Origin of the sequence: Mesorhizobium sp. B283B1A, assembly GCF_020165735.1 — a bacterium.
Classification (GTDB): Bacteria; Pseudomonadota; Alphaproteobacteria; order Rhizobiales; family Rhizobiaceae; genus Mesorhizobium; species Mesorhizobium opportunistum.
Genome location: NZ_JAIUIQ010000025.1, coordinates 37,915 through 60,999, shown reverse-complemented (window position 1 = coordinate 60,999; position 23,085 = coordinate 37,915). Strand labels below are relative to the sequence as shown.

24 protein-coding genes are annotated in these 23,085 nt (G+C 62.7%); 11 read left to right on the top strand and 13 right to left on the bottom strand.

All coding sequences use genetic code 11. The features are described from left to right. Positions 1 to 179: 179 nt before the first annotated feature. Entirely contained in the window at positions 180 to 626 is a 447-nt protein-coding gene (locus LB577_RS21220) for a YcgN family cysteine cluster protein (protein ID WP_224688218.1), read from the bottom strand. 197 nt (positions 627 to 823) lie between these two features. On the opposite strand from LB577_RS21220, the gene LB577_RS21215 reads away from it, so the two are divergent. The 3 genes from LB577_RS21215 (at position 824) to LB577_RS21205 (ending at position 3,869) form a co-directional block, all read left to right on the top strand. Next, the gene (locus LB577_RS21215; protein ID WP_224688185.1) at positions 824 to 2,881 is read left to right on the top strand and encodes an OmpA family protein; all 2,058 of its coding nucleotides are present in this window, start codon (positions 824 to 826) and stop codon (positions 2,879 to 2,881) included. Between the two features lie 461 nt (positions 2,882 to 3,342). Then, on the top strand, positions 3,343 to 3,579 hold the full coding sequence (locus LB577_RS21210; protein ID WP_224688184.1) for a type II toxin-antitoxin system ParD family antitoxin: 237 nt from the start codon (positions 3,343 to 3,345) through the stop codon (positions 3,577 to 3,579). Next, positions 3,576 to 3,869 (top strand): type II toxin-antitoxin system RelE/ParE family toxin, encoded by a 294-nt coding sequence (locus tag LB577_RS21205; RefSeq protein ID WP_013893673.1) that lies wholly within the window; start codon positions 3,576 to 3,578, stop codon positions 3,867 to 3,869. The genes LB577_RS21210 and LB577_RS21205 overlap by 4 nt, the downstream gene beginning before the upstream one ends. On the opposite strand, the gene LB577_RS21200 is transcribed toward LB577_RS21205, so the two are convergent. Further along, positions 3,866 to 4,732 carry an SDR family oxidoreductase gene (locus LB577_RS21200; protein WP_224688183.1) on the bottom strand — a complete coding sequence of 289 codons (867 nt, stop codon included), beginning with the start codon at positions 4,730 to 4,732 and terminating at the stop codon, positions 3,866 to 3,868. The two genes, LB577_RS21205 and LB577_RS21200, sit on opposite strands and share 4 nt — an antisense overlap. 178 nt (positions 4,733 to 4,910) lie before the next feature. On the opposite strand from LB577_RS21200, the gene LB577_RS21195 reads away from it, so the two are divergent. Continuing rightward, positions 4,911 to 5,174, top strand: a complete 264-nt coding sequence (locus LB577_RS21195) for a type II toxin-antitoxin system VapB family antitoxin (RefSeq protein ID WP_023767085.1) — start codon at positions 4,911 to 4,913, stop codon at positions 5,172 to 5,174. Between the two features lie 118 nt (positions 5,175 to 5,292). On the opposite strand, the gene LB577_RS21190 is transcribed toward LB577_RS21195, so the two are convergent. After that, positions 5,293 to 5,925 carry a helix-turn-helix transcriptional regulator gene (locus LB577_RS21190; protein WP_224688182.1) on the bottom strand — a complete coding sequence of 211 codons (633 nt, stop codon included), beginning with the start codon at positions 5,923 to 5,925 and terminating at the stop codon, positions 5,293 to 5,295. 8 nt (positions 5,926 to 5,933) lie between these two features. After that, positions 5,934 to 6,806 carry a S1C family serine protease gene (locus LB577_RS21185; protein WP_224688181.1) on the bottom strand — a complete coding sequence of 291 codons (873 nt, stop codon included), beginning with the start codon at positions 6,804 to 6,806 and terminating at the stop codon, positions 5,934 to 5,936. Between the two features lie 226 nt (positions 6,807 to 7,032). On the opposite strand from LB577_RS21185, the gene LB577_RS21180 reads away from it, so the two are divergent. Then, entirely contained in the window at positions 7,033 to 7,983 is a 951-nt protein-coding gene (locus LB577_RS21180; protein WP_224688180.1) for a S1C family serine protease, read from the top strand. Positions 7,984 to 8,038: 55 nt separating this feature from the next. Here the strand turns inward: LB577_RS21180 and LB577_RS21175 are convergent, their stop codons facing one another. Further along, positions 8,039 to 10,879 (bottom strand): patatin-like phospholipase family protein, encoded by a 2,841-nt coding sequence (locus tag LB577_RS21175; RefSeq protein ID WP_224688179.1) that lies wholly within the window; start codon positions 10,877 to 10,879, stop codon positions 8,039 to 8,041. 206 nt (positions 10,880 to 11,085) lie between these two features. Then, complete coding sequence (locus tag LB577_RS21170; protein WP_224688178.1) at positions 11,086 to 11,511, bottom strand: VOC family protein; 426 nt, start codon at positions 11,509 to 11,511, stop codon at positions 11,086 to 11,088. Positions 11,512 to 11,577: 66 nt separating this feature from the next. On the opposite strand from LB577_RS21170, the gene LB577_RS21165 reads away from it, so the two are divergent. Beyond that, positions 11,578 to 12,171 (top strand): TetR/AcrR family transcriptional regulator, encoded by a 594-nt coding sequence (locus tag LB577_RS21165; protein ID WP_224688177.1) that lies wholly within the window; start codon positions 11,578 to 11,580, stop codon positions 12,169 to 12,171. Positions 12,172 to 12,216: 45 nt separating this feature from the next. On the opposite strand, the gene LB577_RS21160 is transcribed toward LB577_RS21165, so the two are convergent. From LB577_RS21160 to LB577_RS21145, 4 genes are all read right to left on the bottom strand, one after another. Then, a complete protein-coding gene (locus tag LB577_RS21160; protein WP_224688176.1) occupies positions 12,217 to 13,032 on the bottom strand; it encodes an oxidoreductase in 816 nt (271 codons plus the stop codon). A gap of 73 nt (positions 13,033 to 13,105) precedes the next feature. Then, on the bottom strand, positions 13,106 to 14,410 hold the full coding sequence (gene fabF / locus LB577_RS21155; RefSeq protein WP_224688175.1) for a beta-ketoacyl-ACP synthase II: 1,305 nt from the start codon (positions 14,408 to 14,410) through the stop codon (positions 13,106 to 13,108). A gap of 138 nt (positions 14,411 to 14,548) precedes the next feature. Then, on the bottom strand, positions 14,549 to 15,130 hold the full coding sequence (locus LB577_RS21150) for a TetR/AcrR family transcriptional regulator (RefSeq protein WP_224688174.1): 582 nt from the start codon (positions 15,128 to 15,130) through the stop codon (positions 14,549 to 14,551). Positions 15,131 to 15,282: 152 nt separating this feature from the next. Next, a complete protein-coding gene (locus LB577_RS21145; RefSeq protein WP_224688173.1) occupies positions 15,283 to 16,236 on the bottom strand; it encodes a LysR family transcriptional regulator in 954 nt (317 codons plus the stop codon). Positions 16,237 to 16,344: 108 nt separating this feature from the next. On the opposite strand from LB577_RS21145, the gene LB577_RS21140 reads away from it, so the two are divergent. The 3 genes from LB577_RS21140 (at position 16,345) to LB577_RS21130 (ending at position 17,694) form a co-directional block, all read left to right on the top strand. Then, positions 16,345 to 16,980 carry an FMN-dependent NADH-azoreductase gene (locus LB577_RS21140; protein ID WP_023779100.1) on the top strand — a complete coding sequence of 212 codons (636 nt, stop codon included), beginning with the start codon at positions 16,345 to 16,347 and terminating at the stop codon, positions 16,978 to 16,980. A 178-nt stretch (positions 16,981 to 17,158) separates the two neighbouring features. Next, on the top strand, positions 17,159 to 17,398 hold the full coding sequence (locus tag LB577_RS21135) for a CopG family ribbon-helix-helix protein (protein WP_023767097.1): 240 nt from the start codon (positions 17,159 to 17,161) through the stop codon (positions 17,396 to 17,398). Positions 17,399 to 17,400: 2 nt separating this feature from the next. After that, positions 17,401 to 17,694 (top strand): type II toxin-antitoxin system RelE/ParE family toxin, encoded by a 294-nt coding sequence (locus tag LB577_RS21130; RefSeq protein ID WP_023767098.1) that lies wholly within the window; start codon positions 17,401 to 17,403, stop codon positions 17,692 to 17,694. Between the two features lie 14 nt (positions 17,695 to 17,708). On the opposite strand, the gene LB577_RS21125 is transcribed toward LB577_RS21130, so the two are convergent. Further along, positions 17,709 to 18,008 carry an AzlD family protein gene (locus tag LB577_RS21125; RefSeq protein WP_023767099.1) on the bottom strand — a complete coding sequence of 100 codons (300 nt, stop codon included), beginning with the start codon at positions 18,006 to 18,008 and terminating at the stop codon, positions 17,709 to 17,711. Then, complete coding sequence (locus tag LB577_RS21120; RefSeq protein ID WP_224688172.1) at positions 18,005 to 18,739, bottom strand: AzlC family ABC transporter permease; 735 nt, start codon at positions 18,737 to 18,739, stop codon at positions 18,005 to 18,007. Before LB577_RS21120 ends, LB577_RS21125 begins: the two co-directional genes overlap by 4 nt. Before the next feature lie 186 nt (positions 18,740 to 18,925). Here LB577_RS21120 and LB577_RS21115 point away from each other — a divergent pair, with 186 nt between their 5' ends. Further along, entirely contained in the window at positions 18,926 to 19,384 is a 459-nt protein-coding gene (locus tag LB577_RS21115; RefSeq protein WP_224688217.1) for an Lrp/AsnC family transcriptional regulator, read from the top strand. A gap of 145 nt (positions 19,385 to 19,529) precedes the next feature. Then, a complete protein-coding gene (locus tag LB577_RS21110) occupies positions 19,530 to 20,732 on the top strand; it encodes an MFS transporter (protein ID WP_224688171.1) in 1,203 nt (400 codons plus the stop codon). A gap of 58 nt (positions 20,733 to 20,790) precedes the next feature. On the opposite strand, the gene LB577_RS21105 is transcribed toward LB577_RS21110, so the two are convergent. Next, positions 20,791 to 22,857: a putative bifunctional diguanylate cyclase/phosphodiesterase gene (locus LB577_RS21105; RefSeq protein WP_224688170.1), complete on the bottom strand. Its 2,067-nt coding sequence runs from the start codon at positions 22,855 to 22,857 to the stop codon at positions 20,791 to 20,793. Positions 22,858 to 23,085: the final 228 nt, after the last annotated feature.

Genomic DNA, 23,085 nt, shown 5'->3' with positions numbered 1-23,085 from the left:
CCGTCCTCGTGAAACCGATGGTGGGAGAATGCACTAGCCTGTCTGAACTATTTACGAACTCGCCGTTCATCTGCGGTTCATGTGGCGGGAAAGGGAAAGCTTGGCCGGTTCTCCACCAATATGCCCCCCAAACGCCCTGCCCCGGTTCATGCTTCCGGCGCGCCTTGCGGTTATGAGCCTCAAGGCTCCTCGTCGAGCATATAGTCAAAATAATCCTCGGGCTCGGCGAGCTCGGTCTCGCTCGCCTTGACGCGGCCGCGCATCGAGATGCCGGCCTCGTGCACGGTCTCGGCACTGCCCGACACCAGCCGGTGCCACCAATAGAGGTCGCGGCCCTCTGCCACCAGCCGGTAGGCGCAGGTGCTGGGCAGCCAGCTGATGGTGCGCACGTTCTGCGACGTCAGGCCGACGCAATCGGGAACGCGCGCCAGCCGGTTGGCATAGTCGGCGCAGCGGCAAGTCTGCGCGTCGAACAGCCGGCAACCGACGCTTGTCCAGTAAATCTCACCGGTATCCTCGTCCTCGAGCTTCGACAGGCAGCATTTGCCGCAGCCGTCGCAGAGCGATTCCCACTCGGCCGGACTCATCTCTTCCAGCGTCTTTGTTTTCCAGAACGGCGTTTCCATTTTGGGGATGTGGCCCCGGCGGAGGCCGAGGTCAAGCACTGCAATCGCCGCCAAAGCCGCTCCACCATAGGAAAAACATGAAGTTGCCTTCAAAACGCCGGTCAATCGTCCTTCGTTGCCGGTAATGCCCGCAAACCGGAACCAATATGGATGATGAAGGTTTGGGCAGGGATGGGACCCCACAAGGAGAAATTTCGATGAAACGCCAACCACGGATTCTGGCAGGCACAGCACTTGGCCTGTTGATGGCATCCGCGCCGTTGGGCGCATCCCCGCTTCAGGGAAGTGCCGCGTTCGGCTCCATGCAACGCGGCACCGCACCGTTGGTTCTGGCCCAGGCGGCTTGCGCCGAGGGCGAATCGGCCGAAGCCTGCGCACAGCAAGGGGAACAGAAGCCTGAGCGCAAGAAGCGCGAGCAGCAGCAGACCGAACAAGCACCCGCCGGCGAGGCTGCTCCCGCCACCGACGAACAGCAGCCGCGCAGGAAAAAGCGCGACCAGCAGCAACAGGTCGAACAGGCACCCGCCGGCGAAGCCGCTCCCGCCACGGACGAGCAGCAGCCGCGCAGGAAAAAGCGCGACCAGCAGCAACAGCAGACCGAGCAAGCGCCGGCCGGCGAAGCCGCTCCCGCCACGGACGAGCAGCAGCCACGCAGGAAAAAGCGCGATCAGCAGCAACAGCAGACCGAGCAGGCGCCGGCCGGCGAGGCAGCCCCCGCCAACGACAACCAGCCAGGCGAGAACCCGCGCAAGAAGCACAAGCAGGGCCAGCAAGAGGCCGCGCCCGTGCCCACCCCAAAGGAAGCTCCGGCCGAACAGCCGACACCCAAGGCAGAGCAGGCCCCTGCCGGCGAACAGGCTCCCGCCCAGGGCGAACAGCCCCAGGACAAGACGAAGAAGCACGGCAGGAAGCCGGCCGGCGAGCAGCCTGCAAACGGCGAGCAGCCCGCAAACGGGCAACAGCAGCAGACTGGCGAGCAGCCGGCGACGGGTGAGCAGCCTGCCACCGGCGGCAAGGCCGCGCCTGTCCAGGGCGAAACCCCCGTGCAGGGCGAGGCACCCGCTGACAAGAACGCCGCCCCCATTCTCGACAGCCAGAAGGATGCCCGGCGCAAGGGTCGCGGCGAAAACGGCCAGGGTGGCAGGAAGCCGGCCAACCAGAATGGCGAGCAGCAGAACGGAGATCAGCAGAATGGTGGCCAAAACGCTCAGCAAGGCACCGATCAGGGCCGCAAGCCCGTGGTCGCTCCTGTCGACCAGGGTCCGCCACCCACCGACGACAAGTCGGCCCAGCAGGCAATCCAGCCTGAAAAAATCGCCCCGGTGACGGAGGAAAAGGGCAAGCGCGTAGAGCGAGCACCCGATGAGAACGTCCGCGACCGCCAGCGTCCGAAAGGCGTCAATGTCGTCAGGGAACTCGGCGATCGCGTCATCCTGCAGTTCAACAACCAGACATTCGTCCAAAGCAATGATGCCCCGCGCATGACCCGCGGCGCCAGGAACGTGTACTATGAGGATCTGTCGGGCGATCGCACCCGGGAAGTCGTCGAACGTGACAACGGTGTCCGGATCGTCACCATCCGCAACCGTTATGGCGACGTCATCCAGCGTTCGCGCATTGCGCCGGATGGACGCGAATATGTGCTGAGCTATGTCGACGAGCGGCACTATGAGGATGAAAACGACTGGCGCGATCCCGGCGACGACCTGCCGCCGATGCGGCTGACCATTCCGCGCCGGGACTACATCCTGGATTCCGAGGATGTCGAAAGCGACGACGACTACTACACCTTCCTCGAACAGCCGCCGGTGGAGCGGGTCCAGCGTCTCTATTCGATCAACGAGGTCAAGCGTTCGGCGCGCGTGCGTGACATTGCGCGGCGCATCGACCTTGACACGCTGAACTTCGAATTCGGCTCGTCCTCGATCTCCGATACCGAGGTGCAGAAGCTGCAGGGCGTCGCCGACGCCATGGAGAAGCTTTTGAAGAAGAACCCGGCCGAAACCTTCCTGATCGAAGGCCACACCGACGCCGTCGGCACGCCGGAGGCAAACCTGGCCTTGTCGGACCGCCGCGCCGAGGCGGTTGCCGAAGCGCTGACCAACGCCTTCGGCATCCCGGCGGAGAACCTGACGACGCAGGGCTATGGCGAGGAGTATCTGAAGGTCGACACCTCGGCGCCCAACCGGGAGAACCGGCGTGTCGCGATCCGCCGCATCACCCCGCTGGTGGCGCCGGTGGCCAGCAACAACTGACCCTGATCCGGAAAGATCATGGTCCATTAAACCTGTATTTCCAGGAGCTTGAGCCGGCTTCTGGAATCAGATCGGCAACAAGGCCCCATCCCGGAGGACCGGGATGGGCGGGAATGCGGACGACAGCCCGGGTTCAACAAGAATTGTCCGGGCATCAGGTCCGGCTCATTGAAACGTGAGGCGGCCTACCCCAGATTCAGGGCTGGGCGTTCCCTGCCCCGTCCCGACTCCAGCGGGACGCACTGAGCCCCGCCGGCCCTCTCCGGCGGGGTTTTTTGCTTCCGCGATTTGCCTTGCAAACCGCGGCGAGCTGACCGAAATACGGGTCCAGCATCGACGAGAGAAATCACCGCAACCAGCCCATGAAGCGGCAAGAAGGACGTGGCGTGAAGCCTCGCTCATCCGAGCGCTTGCTGGCATTCGGGTAAGTTGATACCATCTATTGGTATTGGAGACCCACCATGCCCAAGAACACCTCCGTTACCCTAGGCGACCAGTACGATGCCTTTATCCAGCGGCAGATAGCGAATGGCCGTTTTGGGTCGGCAAGCGAAACCGTTCGAGCCGGCCTTCGTCTTTTGGAAGAGCAAGAGCTAAAGCTGGAGCAACTCCGCTCCGCCATAGACGAAGGGGATATGTCAGGCGGTCCAGAGCCATTCGACTTCGACGCTTTTCTAGAGTCGAAGAAGCGTGGATGAAGCGAACCGTCAGGTTCTCGCCGAAAGCGAAAGCAGATCTCGACCAGATTTGGGATCACTCCCTGAAAGAATGGGGGGCCGAGCGGGCGGAGGCCTATATCCGCACCATTCGCTCAATCATAAATTTGATAGACCAATTTCCGGCGATGGCAAAAAACGCGGAGAATATTCGGCCTGGTCTGTTGAAGTATGCCGTTGGCTCTCACGTACTTTTTTTGCGAATTGCCGATCGATCAATCGACGTTGTACGCATTTTGCATCAGCGAATGGACTACCCAAGGCATCTTTAGAAGGTCGTCCTGATCTTCGTATTGGAATTCGCAAACACCTCGTCCGGCACAAAAAAGTCGCCGGCCAGCGGCCCGGTCGCGCCGGGCGCGTAGACGGAAAAGTCGCTGACCCCCTCGGCGCGCAGCACCTCCTCGTCGATATAGAAATTGCCTGACGTCTCGCGTGACGGCCGCATGAAGATGGCGCGGGCGGCGTCGGCCATGATGTCTGGCGAACGGCTCATTGCCGCCACCGTCGCGCCGCCCAGAAGATTGCGCACCGCCGCCGTGTCGATGGTCGAGATCGGCCACAGCGAATTGACCGCGATGCCGTCTCTGGCGAACTCGGCGCTCATGCCCAGCGTGCACATCGACATGCCGAACTTGGCCATGGTGTAGGCGACGTGGTTCTTGAACCATTTGGGCTTCATGTCGAGCGGCGGCGCCAGATTCAGGATGTGAGGATTGCTGGCTAACTTCAGGTGCGGAATGCACATTTTAGACACCAGGAAGGTCCCGCGCGTGTTGATCTGATGCATCAGGTCGTAGCGCTTCATATCGGTCTCCAGCGTGCCGGTGAGCTGGATGGCGCTGGCATTGTTGACGCAGATATCGATGCCGCCGAATTTCTCCACGGTCTTCGCTACGGCTTCGGCCACCTGCGCCTCCTCGCGGATGTCGCACAGCATTGGCAGCGCCTTGCCGCCGGCCTGCTCGATCTCTTCAGCTGCGGTGTAGATCGTGCCCGGCAGCTTCGGATGCGGCTCGGCGGTCTTGGCGGCGATCGTCACATTGGCGCCGTCGCGCGCGGCGCGCAGCGCGATCGCCAGGCCGATGCCGCGCGACCCGCCGGAGATGAACAGCGTCTTTCCCTTGAGCGACATTTTTCCTCCGCCTGCATTGGTTCATTGCGCAATCCTTGCCTGTGGCGCGGCGGGATACAAGTGCTTGCCACGGAAGGCGATGGTGACGCTGCGGAGGGTCCCATGCCCTGTTGGCTGCAAACGGGTGGCGCTACAACAAATTTGGCATATTATTTCCCACCGAATGGCAGATCATCAAATGGCTTTGTTGATTGAGAATAGCGAAGTGGAGCAACTGGCGCGAGAGCTTGCCAGCAGCCGCGGCGTGTCCGTGACGGAGGCGATCCGGCAGAGCCTCGAAAACGAAATTACTCGTGAAAGCCCGATGTTCCGGCCAAAGGAGTCTGAGTTGATGAGGCTTTTGGAAATTTCAGAACAAGCAAGTCGGATACCAAAGCGCGATCACCCAATGACGGAAGATGAGATACTCGGTTACGACGAACTCGGAATTCCGACCAGATGATGAACACCTCGTTCGCGGCGTCGCGCTGCCCCTCACCTGCAGGCACTTTGTCCCCGTATAGTGCAAGGGGCAGTACTGACGCTTCCGCTGATCGCCAAATCCGCCGGATACATCGCTCCTAGACCAGCACCAGCCCCTGCCGCATCGCAATGGCGATGGCGTCAGTGCGGTTGGCCGCACCGAGTTTGATCAGGATCGCGGCGACATGGAACTTCGCCGTGTGCACGGAGATGTTGAGCCGGCGTGCGATCACCTTGTTGGGCGCGCCTTCGGCAAGCAGCGCCAGCACTTCCGCCTCGCGGGGCGACAGCGCGGGGCGGGCGGCGTGCTCGTCCGCTTCATCCTCGAACAACTCGCCGTCGCCGGCATGGAAATCCTCATGGCGTCCGCCCCTGCCATCGATCGAGACGCGATAACCGGCCGCCGCCAGCCGTGCCGCCGCGGCGATCAGCAAATCGTCCGCGTCCATTGGCATGACGGCAAACACCTCGCCGGCGGGCCGTTCGCCGCCGGCGCGCCCCGACAGCAGCACGCGCGGCATGGAGGCCGGCACGGCATCTCCGCTGCTCTCGTCGACGATGGCGACACCGGCCGTGCCGCCGCCAGCCACCACCGGCAGCAGGTCATCGGAGGCGGCAAGCGAGGCGGCCAGATGCTCGGCGCGCGCGGCATCGGCAAGCGCGACCAGCACCACCAGCCGCCGCGAGGCGGCGCCGTCAGCCATGATCCGGTCGCCGGCGAGCGTTTCCATCGGTCCTCTCAGCTCAGCGGCTTTTCGCCGATGGTCAATGCCACATCGCGCTGTTCGCCGCCACGCACCACGCCAAGGGTTACAGAAACCCCGGCGCTGTCGGGCCCGAGCCTGCGGATCAGGTCGCGCGGGCCGTGCACGGCCTCGCCGTTCCATGCCACGATGATGTCGCCCAGGGACAGGCCTGCGGCCTTGGCGGGGCCACTGTCGTCGAGGCTCATCACCATCGCGCCCTTGGCGTCGCGGTCACGCACCGGATGCAGGCCGGCGCCGAGATAGCCGCGCGCGACATGCCCCTTTTCGCGCAAGGTGGCAACGGCTCGCTCGATCGTCTCGTAAGGCATGATCAGCGCGCGGCCGCGCGGCCCGAACAACAGCATGCCGATCAGCGCGCCCTTGGCGTCCAGCACCGGGCCACCCTCGAAGCGGCCGCCGGCGCCGATGGCCAGATTGATGCGCCGGTCGATCGTGCCGCCGCGCATCGAGCGCCAGGCCGGACCGACTTCGCCGACCGAGCCCGATACGGCGAGCGCCGAGCCCTGGCTACGGCCGATGGCCATGGCGATGTTCCCAGGCCGAACGGCATCGGCCTTGGCAAGTACAGGCGTCGTGGCGGTATCCGCGGGCTTCAGCAGCGCAACGCCCGTCGAAGGATCGCGGCCAACCAGCTCGGCCTTCACCGTCCCGCCTGAGGCCAGCGTCAGCTCGATCTCCTCGCCCGCCTCGACGGCCTCCTCGGCGGTGACGAAATAGCCGTCGCCCCAATGGAAGGCGCTTGCCGTGCGGTGATGGTGCGTGGCGAAGCTCGCCATTGCCGGCGCCGCCTTGGCGGCGAGATCGGCAATGGCTTGGGAAAACGCACTCAGATTGAAATCGCTCATAGGGGTCTCCTGGGTTTCTTGCATGTCCCAGATATCGCGCGGCAGCACGCTGGAAGGTACTCGCCTGACGGCTAGTTGCCGGTTTGACTGGCCATCTGGTCAGGTCGCGGCGCTTCCAGCCGCTCCGCACATATAGTGCGTGTCGCCCAAAAGTGCTCAGCGGTTTCGGGAGAACGGCACCTACAGGAAAAAGGCATCGCCACGCCTGAAAACACGGAGCCCTTCCATGGCCCTCGCCGCCGCCAAATTCGAACCCGACGATACATTGCTCGACGCCTATTCGACGACGGTGGCGGACGCCGTCGACCGCATCGGTCCTGCCGTCTGCCGCATCGAGCGGGTCGGCGGCCAGGGCGGCCACGGCTCCGGCTTCGTCATTGCGCCGGACGGGCTGGTCGTCACCAACTTCCACGTTGTCGGCGACGCCAGAACGGTGCGCGTCTCGATGCCGGACGGCGCCTCCAGCGAAGGCCGCGTGCTTGGCCGCGACCCCGACACCGACATCGCGCTGGTGCGTGCCGACGGCAGTTTCGTCGATGTCGCGCCGCTTGGCGATTCCAAGCGGCTGCGGCGCGGCCAGATCGCCATTGCCATCGGCAATCCGCTCGGCTTCGAATGGACCGTCACCTCGGGCGTCGTCTCCGCGCTCGGCCGCTCGATGCGGGCCTCGACCGGCCGGCTGATCGACGATGTTATCCAGACCGACGCGGCACTCAATCCCGGCAATTCCGGCGGGCCGCTGGTGTCGTCGGCCGGTGAGGTCATCGGCGTCAACACCGCCATGATCCACGGTGCGCAAGGCATCGCCTTCGCGGTCGCCTCCAACACCGCCAGGTTCGTCATTTCGGAGATCATCCGCTTCGGCCGCGTGCGCCGCGCCTTCATCGGCATCTCGGCCGACACCGTCAACCTGCCGCGCCGCGCGGCACTGCTATCGCAAGTGTCGAGCAAGACGGCGGTGCGCCTGCGCAGCATCGAGAAGGACGGCCCGGCGGCCAAGGCAGGCCTCAAGGAAGGCGACATCATCGCCGCCATCGACGGCCGCCCGGTCACCGGTGTCGATGATCTCGTGCGCATGCTCGACGCCGAGCGCATCGGCCGCGAGACGCTATGCACCGTGGTGCGCCGCACCGGCGTCAGCCAGGTGACGGTGACGCCGGTGGCGCGGGCTGGCTAGCGACGCGGGCCGCTGGAGTATTAACGGAAACGAGCCCGAAACTGCCCACCGGTCGCTATTTGATTTCCTCCCCCTGATTGCCCAGACGGGCCTTCAGCAGGGTAACCAGACCTGCCTGCATGCTGTCGAGGCTCTTGATGAAAGCGGTTTGCGGCCGTTCGCGAAGGGCCACGCGCATGGCGTGGAATCCAAGCGCACGGTAAGCTTCCATCTGCTCTTCCGAAAAGAACTGATCGCTCGTCGGCTCGTTCGGGAAAAGCGGATAACGACGCTCGTAGTCGAGAACATAGTCGGGTTCGTCGCCGGTCACCGATGCCTTGACATAGAGAAGGATCCCTTCGACAGGATCATTCTCGTAGAGGATCTTGCCGACCGCGAAATGCCTGAGATGCAGCTCCGATTCCGGCGGGATGATCTTGTTGCGGTTGGCGTCTCGCATCAGCGCCGCATCCCTGACTGGCCGCCAGTCGAGCGAGATGCGCACGCCGAGATCGATCCTCGCGAAGCGTTGGACATCGGTGAACGCACCAAAATTCATGCCGGCATCGGCTTCGGCATCGACCACGATGATCAGCTTGCACTTACGCTTGAGCAGTTGGTAGAGGCCGATATTGTCGATATGGCCGCCATCGGTGATGTAGACGCGCGAACTGTCCGAACTCAACTGCCCCGTCGCCTCGGCGAGAAGATACAGCCGCAATATGTCCTCCCAGCTTCGCCGGGAAGTATCCTCCTCGGTCGCACGCCAGACCGGTCTTTCGCGCTCGTCCTCAAACGCGGTCCCACTCGGATTAGGAAGCCAGAACCCCAGCCGCAGGTTGAGCAGGGCCAGGGTTGGTCCGAGCAGGCCGAGACTGATGCGACCCATGCTCGAGGAGATGGCGGCGCCCGAAATCGCTGCCGCCGCCGCGAGATCCAGCTGCCCCTCTTCCCTGGCCATCGCGGCGGAGGTCGCATAGCCGGTCGATTCACTGCCGACGAAATGTTTTGAGAACAGAAAGAACTCGGCATTGCGTCCTCGCTTGCTCGGGTCGACTGCTGTCGGGCTGACAGTGGCCGGTGCTGGAGGACGGCGGCCTGCTAGGACGATGTCCGGGCCGCCCCACCAAGCTCGCAGCCTTATGGCAGCAGCGATCTTTCTTCCCACCCAGCGGGTCGCGCCGGCGACAAAAGACTTTCTCGGCGGATCGGCGGCCTGCCTGGCGCGGCGGACGTTCAATGTGCCATTTATCAGCAGATAGGGCGCCTTCACACCGAGGTCCTTCAACGCGATGTCAGCCTGACCTTCACTGCCGCCAAGGCGAAACGCCCAGCGGAGCCGGTCGCGGTAGAGGCGGTGCAGGCCGTTGGCGTTCTCGGTGAAATTGAAGGCCACCATTATGACGATAACGGTGATGGCCAGATAGTTGAGCAGCACCGTGAATTCGTCCGCCTGCCAGACATCTTTAACCATTCTCGCGGCCACCGCGAAAACGACGGAACCCGCCACGACCGCCAATATTTTGGCGACCATCGACCCGCTATAGTCATGAACCATTGCGGCAAAGAAGCTGCTGAGCCGGCCAGGCTTCAGGTCGTCGACGAGATAGCGAACCGCAAAGGTTCGCCCCGCAAGAAACAGCGCCATGCAAAGGGCAAGCACGGTAAACAAGATATGGTTGTTGGCCGTTAGCCAGTCGGGGCCATAGGCATAGCCGGTGGCACGGCCAAATATCCACGATACATGGAACCCATGAAATGTGATCGGAGATATCTTGATGCCCCAAAGGGTAATGAGCAGAAAGAAACCATAGATGAGCAAAGGCAAGGCAAGGCCGAGCGCCAGGAATGCCGCGCGCGCCAGATAACCACGGATCTGGTGGCCGATCTTCGGCGAGTTGAGGGCTTTCTGCACCCAGGAAATCAGCATACCCCTGAAGGCCGCCGTGGCTGTGACCACCGCCGCGGCAGCCGTGATCAGAGCCTTGAGCGTTTCCAATGTCGTCTGCCGATGGCCGAATTTCGGTGAGGTCACCTCGATCAGCCAGAGGATGATTTTGGGTTGAACTTCGATCAGGAAGAGACCGCCTGTGACCAGCAGCAGAGTACGGCCATCCTTGGCCCAGAGGCTGTCCTGTTCGAGATGCTCGCCTTTGCGCGCGGCGGCGTAGCTATCGGAGTAGGAGCGCCGCAGCCCCCAGGCAACCAGCCAGACGGCAAAAACGACCAGGGCCGAGCGCGACAGCACGAAAGGATTGGCCACGATGGATCGCAGGCTGGCGGTCCATCCCGTCCCGCCCCAATCGTCTCCGAACATCCAGTTAGCGACATCGAGAACGATGCTGTGCCCGAGGTGGTCGGTGGTCGGGTTCGTCAGGATAACGAACGTCGCCAGGGGCAGGACCAGTGTCAGAAGCAGGAGGAAATTCACCATCCAGCCGCGCATCAGGATGCCGATCGACAGCGTGATGTCGCGAAAGCCGCGCGGCGCCAGGAAACGGCTGTTGTCGCGGATATGGCCGACGAGCGGATTGTCGTGCACATCGTCGCCCGACGCGAAGGGAAAATCGAGCGGCTCGTCCTTGCCCGTTTTCGCCTGCTCGAGCTCCTGACGCGTCATATCGGCGACCATTGCCGATCCGATATAGCCACCCCCCGAGACCGTCGACAGATAGTCGATCCGGGGCGTGAGCTTGTATTGGTCGAGTGCTTGAAGTGCGCCGAGGCAGAACGAAGCCGATCTTATCCCGCCACCCGAAAGTGCGACACCGAACAGCCACGCCGGATTCCCCGTGGCGACGGAATCAGGCTTGCCCCCGGTTACATCTCTTGGAACGACATTTACACCAAGCGCCTTGCGGCGACGGATGATCGAACGATGCTCCAACTGCAGAACCGTCTCGAAGTCCTTGGCCATGGCCTCCCCCGACGCCGCCATTATTGGAACAATACAACAGGCAAAGAAGGTTCTCTGCAAGGATTATTGCCGCTGGAGAAGTCGAGGCGGCGGCAACATCATCCGTGACTTGAAAATCACGAACGATCTTATGGCATCCGGCGCTTTGCTTCGCGGATGGCCACGGCTCCTGCGTCCCGCCTCCCGAGAAGTACTGCCAGGCAGCGCTATGCTCCCGCCGCGCCCTGCGCGTACTGTGCCAGGAATTCTTCGCTGGGCGGGATCGGCTTGATCACGTCGATCAGCACGCCATTGGGGTCTTTGGTGATGAAATGGCGCTGGCCGAAAGGTTCGTCGCGGAGCGTTCGCAGTATCGGCAACCCGGCGGCAAGAATCCTTTCGTAGACCGCATCGGGATCGCGCACTTCGAAATTGATCAGCAGGCCCGATGTGCGTCCGCGTCCCTCTTCCGGGATCGTCTCATGGTCGCCCCGGACGATGCCGAGATTGACCCTGCTGCTCTCCACCGATTGGAGGTGCACGTACCAGTCGCTTTCAAACAGCGGCTTGAAGCTGAAATGCTCGACATAGAAGCCCGCCGTGCCGGCGACATCGCCGGTCATCAGCACCGGATAATAGCTCGTGGTCTTCATCTTTCCTTCTCCCGTCAACCAACATACAGTCTGCATGTAAATTGAATTAACATACAGGCTGTATGTATGCAACGAGAATCCGCGCGCCGCTCCAACCGCGACCGTACCGAGGCCACGCGCGCCGACCTGATCGCGGCGTCGCGAAGACTGTTCACGGAAAAATCCTATGCCGAGACGGGCACGCCGGAAATCGCAGCCGCCGCCGGCGTGACGCGTGGGGCGCTCTATCACCACTTCGCCGACAAGCAGGCGCTGTTTGCCGCCGTCGTCGAGCAGGAGGCGCAGGCAGTGGCCGACGAGATCGATCGCGCCTCCCCGTCCTCGCTCGAAGCCCGCAATGCGTTGATCGCCGGCTCGGACGCCTATCTCGCCGCCATGCGCGCGCCCGGCCGCACGCGGTTGCTGCTGCTTGATGGCCCTGCCGTGCTCGGCCGCGCCGCCATGGACGCGATCGACAACCGCCACGGCAACCGCTCTCTGCGCGAGGGCCTGGTCGCGGCGATGCGCGCCAACGCGATGACACGACTGCCGGCGGAAGCACTGACCGCGCTGCTTGCTGCTGCGTTCGACCGCGCGGCACTTGCGATCGAGGCAGGCGCCTCGGCCGAGGACTATCGCGCAGTTCTCATGGCGCTGATCGACGGACTGTCCCGCGCCTGACGCGATTCATCGTTTCCCCCCAAACAGCGGTAAACCAAGCCCGTCTCAGACCGGCAGCCCGAGTTGTCTTCGCAGGCTTTTGTCGAATGCGAATGCGGGGACGAAGCGGCGCAGCAAACTGACCTGGCGCGCCATCTTTCCCGCCGCATAGCGCTTCTTCGGAGCGGGATCGACCGCAGCGGCCAGAACCGTCGCCGCTACCACTTCGGGCGCATCGCCTTTTTCCATCGATTTCCGCACGGCCACGGTCATGCCGGAGCGCGCGGAGTCATAGATATCGAGCAACTGATCGGGGGCGGCGAGATTGTCCTCGAATGAAGTACGGGTGTAGGCCGGCTCCTCCACCGAAACGCGAATGCCGAACGGGCGCAATTCGTGATCGAGCGATTCGGAATACCCCTCGATGGCATGTTTGGTCGACGCGTAGAGCGCGAAATAGGGGGCGGGGATGAACCCCTGTACCGAACTCAAATTGACGATTCTGCCCTTCCCCTGGTGCCGCATTGCCGGCAACACCGCGTTGGTCACGCGGAAGACGCCGAAGACGTTCACGTCGAACAGCGCCTGGGCCTGGGCGGTCGAGGACTCCTCCGCACCGCCAAACAGACCCATGCCGGCATTGTTGACGAGCAGGTCGATGCGTCCGGCCTTGGCCAGGACGTCGTCGACGAGTTTCGCGACAGACGCATCATCGGTCACGTCGCAGGTCAGCATGGTAACGCCGTCGGATTGCTTGGAGGCCGTGCGACGGCTGGTTCCGAATACGCGATAGCCCGCGCTTAGCAAGGCATCAGCCGTAGCGCGACCGATGCCGGAAGATGCGCCTGTCACGAGGGCGACGCCGGGATTGATCTTGTTCATGGAATTCGCTTCTTTCTTTGAGCCGGATTTGTGTTCTTGAAATGCGGCGTGCGCGGGCGCGGTCACGGGCAACTCAGCCGGAGGATCCTTCCGCGCTCGCGCTCGATGACGTGTCCGTCCAGCGCCGGAACAACGCACTGGCATTGACCCCTCCAAAGCCGAAGCCATTGGAGATCGCGTAGTCCATCTCCAATGGCCGGGCCTGGTTTGCGACGAAATCGATCCCGTTGCCGGCCGGATCGGGGGTCGTCAGGTTGAGTGTCGGCGGCGCGACCTGATCCCTGAGCGCAAGGATCGTGAAGATGGCGCCAAGCCCGCCGGCCGCTCCCAGCAGATGTCCGGTCGCCGCCTTTGTCCCGCTGACAGCTATGCTGAAATCCGTGCCAAAGACCCTTTTGATCGCCTCGATCTCCCCGGCATCGCCGACCGGCGTGGAGGTTGCGTGCGCATTGAGATGGCGGACGTCCCGTGCCGAAATGCCGGCTTGGCTGATCGCGATCTCCATGGCTCGGCGGGCACCGTCGCCATCCTCGGGACCCGATGTGATGTGATAAGCGTCCGCCGTCGTGCCGTAACCGACGAGCTCGGCGAGCGGCTTGGCGCCACGCGCGAGCGCGTGGCTCAATGCCTCGACGACCAGGACACCGGCCCCCTCACCCATGACGAAGCCGTCACGCAACATGTCGAACGGACGGGAGGCCTGATCGGGACGGTGATTGAAGGACGTCGAGAGGGAGCGTGCCGCGGCGAAACCGCCGAGACTGACCGCGTTCATGCAGGCTTCGGTTCCGCCGCACACCGCGATGTCGGCTTCATTGGCGCGGATAAGACGCGCCGCGTCGCCGATCGCCTGAATGCCGGCCGCGCACGCCGTCACCGGAGCGCCAAGCGGTCCCTTGAAGCCGTATCGGATGGAAATCTGTCCCGCTGCCATGTTCACCAGGAACGATGGCACGGTGAATGGCGACAGACGCCGAACACCGCGCTGATCGACGGTTCTCACAGCTTCGGTTATCGCCGGAAATCCTCCGACACCCGAAGCGATGATCGTCGCGGTACGGGCCTTGTCATCGTTCGAGACTGGTTTCCACTTCGCCTGGGACAGCGCCTCTTCCGCCGCCGCCAGTGCGAAGAGGATGAAGCGGTCTGCCCTGCGCTGTTCCTTCGGGGCCAGGACGGTGTCTGGATCGAAGCCGGCTTCGGGGTCTTCCTGCAGGGAAGGAACCGTTGCGCCGATCTTTGCCGGCAAGTCTCCCACGACATCGTCCGCAAGCCTCCGGATGCCCGAGCGGCCAGCCAAGAGGCGGGACCAGGAAGTCGGCACGTTGGCTCCGAGCGGGCTAACTGCTCCCATGCCTGTGATAACGATACGACGCATGTTTACTCCGGTTGTCATTCTGTTGGATTCCTTCGCGCGACGGTGTCGTGGCGACCACATCGCGATCACCGCTCGTTCATTTCGGCAAATGGCATGCCGCGAGGTCGTCAAAGATGCGCAGTCCGTACCGGTACGGAGCTATTCCCGCAGAGCCGCAATTTGCCTGACCTCGCCAGCGGCAGCACTGAGAAAACGCCGCGACATCTCCTCGTCTTTCAGGATGCGGGAGATCGTTACGGCACCCACCATGAGCGACAGCACCGCCATGGCTTTGTGGTGGTCTCCCGGCCCTTCGGACCCAGGCATCAATTGGTCGAGAATCTCGAGGTGAGCTGCTGTCCCATCCTGGAACGGCTCTCTCACCTCCTCGCTTTGACGCGCCGCGTCCGAGCCAAGCGCCACCAATGGACAACCCTCGCCCTTCGTTTCGCGATGTCCGGGTGAAAGGTAGAAACCGATCACGGCCTCGAGCGGGTCAGGGCTTGCGGCGGCAGCGGTCGACCATCTCCGGGTCGCGTGCTCCATCGCCCGCCTCGATGCTTGTGCGGCCAGATCGTCCTTGGATTCGAACTGCTTGTAGAATCCACCCTGAGTGAGGCCGGCGCCCTTCATCAGGTCCTTCAGCCCGATGCCATCGAAGCCATGCTCTCGAAAAAGCCGGCTCGCGGCGTCGATCACCGCTTCGCGATTTGCTTCCGCCTGCGCACGGCTCACTCTCATGTCGACCTCTAATTTAGATTTCGTTCGTCATCTATATCAGAGATAGAGTTCGACCGCAATCTATTTGAGGCGCCGGGTGCCAAGCCGGCTGCCAACAAGGGAACGGCAATGCCTTGTTGTGGCCTGACGTCCTCGTTCGGCCATCGCCGAGATCACCCCTGCGCGTTGGACGTTTCCGGCCCTTCCGCGGGCACCTCACCCGGCTCGAACTCGTTGAAGCAGCCGAGCCCGCGCTTGAACCGCTCGATCAGCCAGGCTGCCGCCGGCTTCGGGCTGGTGTCGTTGCGATGCATGGCAAACAGCGGCGAGCGCACCTCGCTGAAGGGTTCAAGGTCGAGTTCCACCAGCCGGCCACTTGCCAGATCGTCTGATATCAGCCAGCGCGGCAGGCCGCCCCAGCCGAGGCCCTCGCGCATCAGCATGTGTTTGGTGCGCATATCCGTGAGACGCCAGGTCCGGTAGGCGAAGACACCGAAGTCGCGTCCCTTGGTGCGCTCGGACTGATCGGTCACGACAAGCTGGGTGTGTTCGCGCACATCCTCGAGCGCCAGCGGTTTCGGCAGCAGCGCCAGCGGGTGGCTGGGGGCCGCGGCCAGCACGATCGACATGAAGCCGATGCGCACGAGATGCACGTCGACATCGCCCAGCAAGCCGCCAATGCCGAGATCGGCCTGTCCGCTGACCACATGATCGGGGATCAGGCCGAGCGTGCCGATATGCAGGCGCAGCATCACGGTCGGAAACTGCGTCTCGAACGCCTTCAGCACCCGCACCAGTACCGACGAGGGCAACGACGCATCGACCGAGAGCGCCACCTCGGCTTCCAGCCCGTGATGATGGCCGTCGGCGCGCGAACGCATGCGCTGCAGAACGCCGATCATGCGCCTTGCATCCTCCAGCATCGCCCGGCCGATCTCGGTCAGTTGCGGCTCACGCGTGCCCTCGCGCTCGAACAGCTTGAGCCCAAGCTGCGCCTCGAGATTGGCGATGCCATAGCTGATGACGGATTGAGCCCGGTTGAGCTTGCGGCCGGCGGCCGAGAAACTCCCGGTGTCGGCAACGGCGACAAGGATCTGCAGCTGGTCGAGTGTCGGATTGGGTTGCATCTTTATATCTATTTTGTGGATGGATCGTATAGAAAATATACCAGTTTATCCGATGGATCGATAGCTCCATATGTGGCGGGACAATTCATTCCACTGGAGAGACCCGCTATGTCCATTCTTCTCGTCACTTCGAGCCCGCGCGGCGCTGCCTCGCACTCGACCCGCATCGCAACCGAATTCGCTGAAAAGCTCGTCGCCGCCGATCCATCGAACACGCTCGTCGTGCGCGACCTCGTCGCCAAGCCGCTGCCGCACATCGATGCGGACTATGCAACCGGCATCTACACGCCCGTTGAAGCCCGCACCCAGCGCCAGGCCGAGGTCGTCGGCGTCTCCGACGTCGTGCTCGACGAATTGTTCGCCGCCGACACGGTGATCCTGGCCACCGGCTTCATCAACTTCAACATCTCCTCGACGCTGAAGTCCTGGGTCGACCATATTTCCCGCTCCGGCAGGAGCTTCGCCTATGGCGAAAACGGGCCCAAGGGCCTCGTCACCGGCAAGAAGGTCTATGTCGTATTGGCTTCGGGCGGCGTTTATTCCGAAGGTGCGGCCGTGCAGTTCGATCACGCGATTCCCTATCTGCGCGGCGTGCTCGGCTTCCTCGGCATGACCGATGTCGATGTCATCCGCATCGAAGGCGTCAGCATGGGCCCCGACGCGGTGGCGGCCGCTTTGGCCAAGGCGACCGCCAAAGTGGATGCCGTGGTGGCGGCAAGCCGGGATGTCGCGACAGCCGCCTAGGGGAAGGCTCGAATGGAAGGGCAGACGCTTTGGCGCCTGCCCTCTCTCGCTGTCCAATGGCAGCCCTTCTCGCTCGCTTTCGGATTTAGACAGGGCGGAGCGCCCGATCGTTGGCGCGCGGCTTGACGAACCGCCTTGGTTCGCTGACAATCAACGTGAACCAAGGTGGATCGTTATCATGACAGCTTTTACCGTACGCCTCCCCGATGACACGGCAAATAGGCTGGACCAGCTCGCCGAAAAGCTCGATCGCTCGCGCTCTTATATGGCAGCCCAGGCCATCGAAGACTTTGTAGCCCGACAGGAGTGGCAGCTCGCGGAGATAGAGGCCGGATTGGCCGAGGCCGAGCGCGGTGAATTCGCCAATGATCAAGAACTCGCTGCCGTGATTGGGAAATACGTCAAGCCCGCGCGCTGATTATGAGCGGCAAGACAATCCGTTGGACCAAGCGGGCATTGCGTCGGCTTGACACAATCGGCGCGCACATCGAGAAAGACAACCCCGAAGCCGCTGCTCGTGTGATTGCGCGCATCTTGTCCGCGGCGGAGTTGCTCATCGAACAGCCGGCCATGGGCCGCGTTGGGCGGATCAAGGCGACGCGAGAACTCGTTTTGGTCGATATTCCCTATATCGTTCCCTATCGCGTAAGCCGAGATGCCGTCGAAATACTGACCGTCATACACGCCGCCCAACAGTGGCCGCGAACCCTGTGAGCCCGCCGCTTTTTCTAGCCGATGAAATGCCTGAGCAGACCCGCCGCGGCGACCCCGATCAGCACGGTCGGCAGCATGGATAGCCGCGTCGCGGCGACAAAGGTGATGGCCAGCGCCAGGAGATCGGCCGGGTTCCGCGACACGAAGGCCGGCGCGATGACCGAGATCAGCACGCAACCGGGTGCCGCCTCCATCACCGCCGTGGCACGCGCGCCAAGCGTGCGGTTGCGCAGCACGAAATAGCCGCCTATGCGCGTCAGATAGGTGACGCCGGCCATCAGCACGATGGTGAAAAGGGTCGCCGCATCGATCATGCGTCACCTGCCATCAGCCAAGCCGCGACCAGCCCCGACACCGCACCCGCCGCGACGTACCAGGCGCCGGGAACGAAGAGACAGACGAGTGCGGCGACAACGAGGCTGACCAGCCAAGGCCGTGCCGCCGCCACTCCCTTCCACATGCCGCGCATCAGCACCAGGAAGACGGCTGGAAACGCCATGTCGAAACCGTAGGTCTCGACATGGCCAAGCATCGGGCCGAGCAAGGCGCCCAGCGCGGTGAAGGCCACCCAGGTCAGATACATCGCCAGTGCGGCACCCATGTAGTAGCGCGGGCTGAAGGCCGGCGTGATGCCGGCAGCAGTGCGCTGTCTGGCATCGGTCAAGCCCAGCGCCCAGCTTTCGTCACACATGAAGAACAGTGCCGGAAACACCTGGCGCCGCGGCAGGTCGCGCAGGAACGGCGCCAGCGCCGCTCCCATCAGCAGATGACGGCTGTTGACTAGGAAGGTGATGGCGACGATGAGCACGATACGCGGCGGCGACGTCCACAACTGGATCGCCGCGAATTCCGAGCCGCCGGCGAAGTTCAGCCCCGTCATCATGGACAATTCGATCGTGCTCAGCCCTTTCTGCGTTGCCTGCGCGCCGAGCACCAGCGCATAGGGAATGGTACCGAGCAGCACCGGCGCGCAGGATGTCACGCCCCGGCGGAACTCCGATCCCGAACCGTCGCCCGCCGCCTCGACTGCCTGTGAAATGGTCATGCCCCGGAAATGCCCATGATCTTGCCGTCGGCGGCCATGCGGCGGCCGCTCCCTGCCTTCGAACTCTCGTGATGTCGGCCGCAAACATACCCACACCTTCCCGCAATTTGCTTGCGAAGATGGTTGCTTTTGGTCGATTTTTGGCATCTGATATCACAGATCATCGGAAAAATGGAATCCAGAGCCATGCGGCTCGATGACATCGACAAGCGCATCCTGCGGGCTTTGCAGCGCGACGGCCGCATGGCCAACAACGATCTGGCCAATGAGGTCGGCCTGTCGCCCTCGCCTTGCCTGCGGCGCGTCAAGCTCCTGGAGGAGGCCGGGGTCATCGACCGCTATGTCGCCGTGCTCAACCCGGCAAGCATCGGCAAGGGCCTCACCTTCTTCACCCGCATCTGGCTGAAGGCGCAGGACGAGGACACGATCGAGCATTTCGCCACCGAAGTGGCCAAGCTGCCCCAGGTCATGGAATGCTACCTGATGCTCGGCGATTGCGACGCCATGGTGCGCATCGTGGCGGACAGCATCGACGACTATCGCCGCTTCCAGTCGGAGCATCTGAGCCGCATCAAGGGCGTCCAGAACGTCAAGACCGACGTCCCCAGCCAGACCATCAAATACACGTTGGAACTGCCGATCTGAGATACCCCGCAAGGCGGCAGGCTGCCAGAAACAGCGCCATTCCCCGACTGGATAAAAAATGCAACCAGATTGTAGGATCGGCGCCGGCGGAAGCGTCCTTCGGACGCAAGCAGCGCACGGCTGCCCTCTGGCATGGGAGATTTGAATGAGCCTTTCCTATCGTTGGGTCATCGTCGCGGCTGGCGCGCTGATGTCCTGTGTCGCCATCGGTACGATGTTTTCGCTGGCGATTTTCCTCGAGCCGATGGCGATCGACACCAGTTGGTCGCGCGCCGGCATTTCGAGCGCCATGACGCTCAACTTCCTGGTCATGGGCCTTGGTGGTTTCGCCTGGGGCGCCATGTCGGACCGCTTCGGCGCCCGTATCGTCGTGACGATCGGCGCCGTGCTGCTCGGACTGGCGCTGGTGCTGGCCAGCCGCGCCGGCTCGCTGCTGGCCTTTCAGATCACCTATGGCGTGCTCGTCGGTCTCGCGGCGAGCGCCTTCTTCGCGCCGATGATCGCGCTGACCACAGGCTGGTTCGAGACCAATCGCGGCCTTGCGGTTTCGCTGGTCTCGGCCGGCATGGGTGTCGCACCGATGACAATCTCGCCCTTCGCCCGCTGGCTGATCTCGGCCTATGAATGGCGCACCGCCATGTTCGACATCGGCATCATGGCCTGGGTGCTGCTGTTGCCGGCGGTGCTTTTGGTGCGCCAGCCGCCAAAACCCGCCCCGGCTGCCGGCGGCTCCACGCCGGTTGCCGAAGGCGCCGGCCTGACGGTCGGCCAGGCGCTGCGCTCACCGCAATTCATCGTGCTGGGGCTGACCTTCTTTGCTTGCTGCGCTGCCCACTCCGGCCCGATCTTCCACATGGTGAGCTATGCCATGCTGTGCGGCGTCGCTCCGATGGCGGCGGTCTCGATCTACAGCGTCGAGGGCCTCGCGGGGCTTGGCGGCCGGCTTCTCTACGGCGTGCTGGCCGACAGGCTCGGCGTCAAGCCAGTCCTGATCGCGGGCCTCGTGATCCAGGCGATCGTCATTGCCGCCTATCTCTCGATCAGCCAACTCGACCAGTTCTACATGCTGGCGGTCATCTTCGGCGCCACCTATGGCGGGGTCATGCCGCTCTACGCCGTGCTGGCGCGCGAATATTTCGGCCAGCGCATCCTCGGCACCGTGTTCGGCGCCGCTACCATGCTGTCCAGCCTCGGCATGGCGCTCGGGCCGCTCGCCGGCGGCATGGTGTTCGACGCCTATGCCAACTACCACTGGCTGTTCATCGGCTCGGCCCTTATCGGCCTCGGAGCCGCGGGCATAGCGATCGCCTTCCCGCCGCTGCCGCAAAGGCAGTTCCGGACAGCATAGACATCAACCGTTTGGGGGCGCTTGGCGAAGCCGGTCTTCGCCAAGGCCCATGGCATTGTTATGCCGACTTGAGGACCGTGAATGGCCGTCTTTGGACGGCCCGCTTTGCCTGGAGATTCGCTGCGGGGACGGGGCGGCCGACATGGAAGCCCTGGACCTTGTCTATGCCGAATTCACGCATGAGGGCCATCTGCTCCTCGGTTTCCACGCCCTCGACCAGGATCTTGTGGCCGCGATTTCGCACCAGGGCAATAATGTCCTGCAGCATCGCCCTGCCGTTCGGCGTGGCGCAGTCGTGAAGGAACGAGCGGTCGATCTTCACAGTGTCGAAATCGATCAGGCGAAGCCACGAAAGGCCGGCGAAGCCGGTGCCGAAGTCATCGAGCCAGATCTTGATCCCCAGCAGCTTCAGGTCGCTGATGCAGCGAAGGATATCCGAGTGCATCTCCATCTCCAGCCCTTCGGTAATTTCGAAGGCCAGCCTGTTGCCGGTCACGCCGGTCTCGCCCAGAATGGTCGCAACGGACGCGGCGAAGCCAGGGGTTTTGAGCTGGATCGGAGAGACGTTGACACTGACGAGACGGACGTGATCGCCCGCCAGGAGCTCGGCGCATACCGTCCTTATGGCCCAGCGTCCGAGTTCCAGGATCGACCCGGTCCGTTCCGCGACGGGAATGAACAGGCTCGGCGGAACCAATGTGCCGTCGAGCATCTTGAGGCGCATCAGCGCCTCCACGGCTTCAAGCCGGCCTGAGGCGACGTCCTTGATCGGTTGATAGACGAGTGAAACGAGATCCTGCCCGATCGCGATCTTCAGCAAGGCCGCAAGGTTCTCGCTCTCGTCGCTGCTCTGGGGGTCCGTTGGATCGAACAGCCGGGCACAATTTCGACCGCCGGCCTTTGCCAGATAGAGCGCGCGGTCGGCCTCGTGGATGATCTTCTCCAGCTTGGCGCCGGTCTGCTTCCTGGTGAAGGCGGCGCCAACGCTCGCCGTCACGATCGAGATGCCGTCTCGCCGCAGCTCGTGGGCAATCGCCAGGTTCTCAACCGTGCGGCAGATGGCTTCCGCAAGATCCGCGACCTGGTCTTTCTTCTCCATGCGGGCAAGCACGATGAATTCTTCGCCGCCATAGCGGCCGATCGAACCATTGTATTGCTTGATCATGTCGCTGAGGGCGTTGGCGACCTGGATCAGGCAGCGGTCGCCCTCCTGATGGCCGTAGCAGTCGTTGAATTTCTTGAAGAAGTCCACATCGATCAGGATCGCCACAAAACCGGCGCCAAGCTTTTGCCAATCGTTCCAGTAGTCGCGCAGCTTCTCGTCGATCGCCCGCCGGTTCTCCAGGCCTGTAAGCGGATCGGTCCGCGACAGTCTCAGCAGGGCCTTGCCGCGTTCGGTGGCTTCCTTGTGCTGAATTCTGGCTTCCAACGCGTTCAGGAAGACGTTGTAGCGCTCCTCATTCAGTTTCCAGTTCACATATGACGTGAAGGTGAAACATGAGATGTAGAAAGTCGCGAATACCATTTTGTAAACAGGTGTAGTGGGCATGTAATAGTTTACAATATACAATATACATAGAATTATAGTAGAGGTTATGATGGATATCTTGAATCTGAACGTAAAAAATAGATTGGCACTCATCATGAATATGGTGCCGAAGACCATGTAATAAGAGACGCTTTCTTTGTCTGCGCTCATGACCGCCGGGCACAACCAGCCAACATAGCCAAAGATGATGGCCGCGGCGCAAGTCACGTCCAGCCATCCCGTCGCGGCTCGCCGGCGAAGTTGTCCTTCCAGGATCAAGAGCGCCGTCAAGCCAACCGCGAAGCGAGCCGCGATCGTACGGGCAGCCACATCCGGGATCAGCAGCAGATCCGATACGGAGAACAGGACGTAGATGGCAACAGCGATCCAAAGCCCCGGTCTGGCTTCCTTTCTTCGCTTCGCCTGGGCTTCGGTGCGGTAGAGGGTTCGGAGTTCGTAGGGTCCCAGTTCGTAGCGCGGTTCGAACGGCTCCGCATGCGCTATGTCGGCCAATCCAGGCGACACGCGTTCGCTCGCGATACCCCCCAGGGAAAGGGGATCAGGCGTTCCGGCCTCTCTTCTCGTTTCTGCCCCCACGCGGGCCGGCTCCTCAAGACGCGACAGCGACTGCGATGCACAAAATCATGCAATCGTGCAGCACAAGTTTCGGTTAACTCAAACCCGAAATTCGACTTGGACGGCACCTAACGACCCAAGATGGTTAGCGGGAAATTAATCATAACGATAAAATGCCCGCGAGCCGACATTGGCAAACCAAGCATTCTACGCAATAAGTTAACTGACTGTTAACTATGGAGTCTTGGT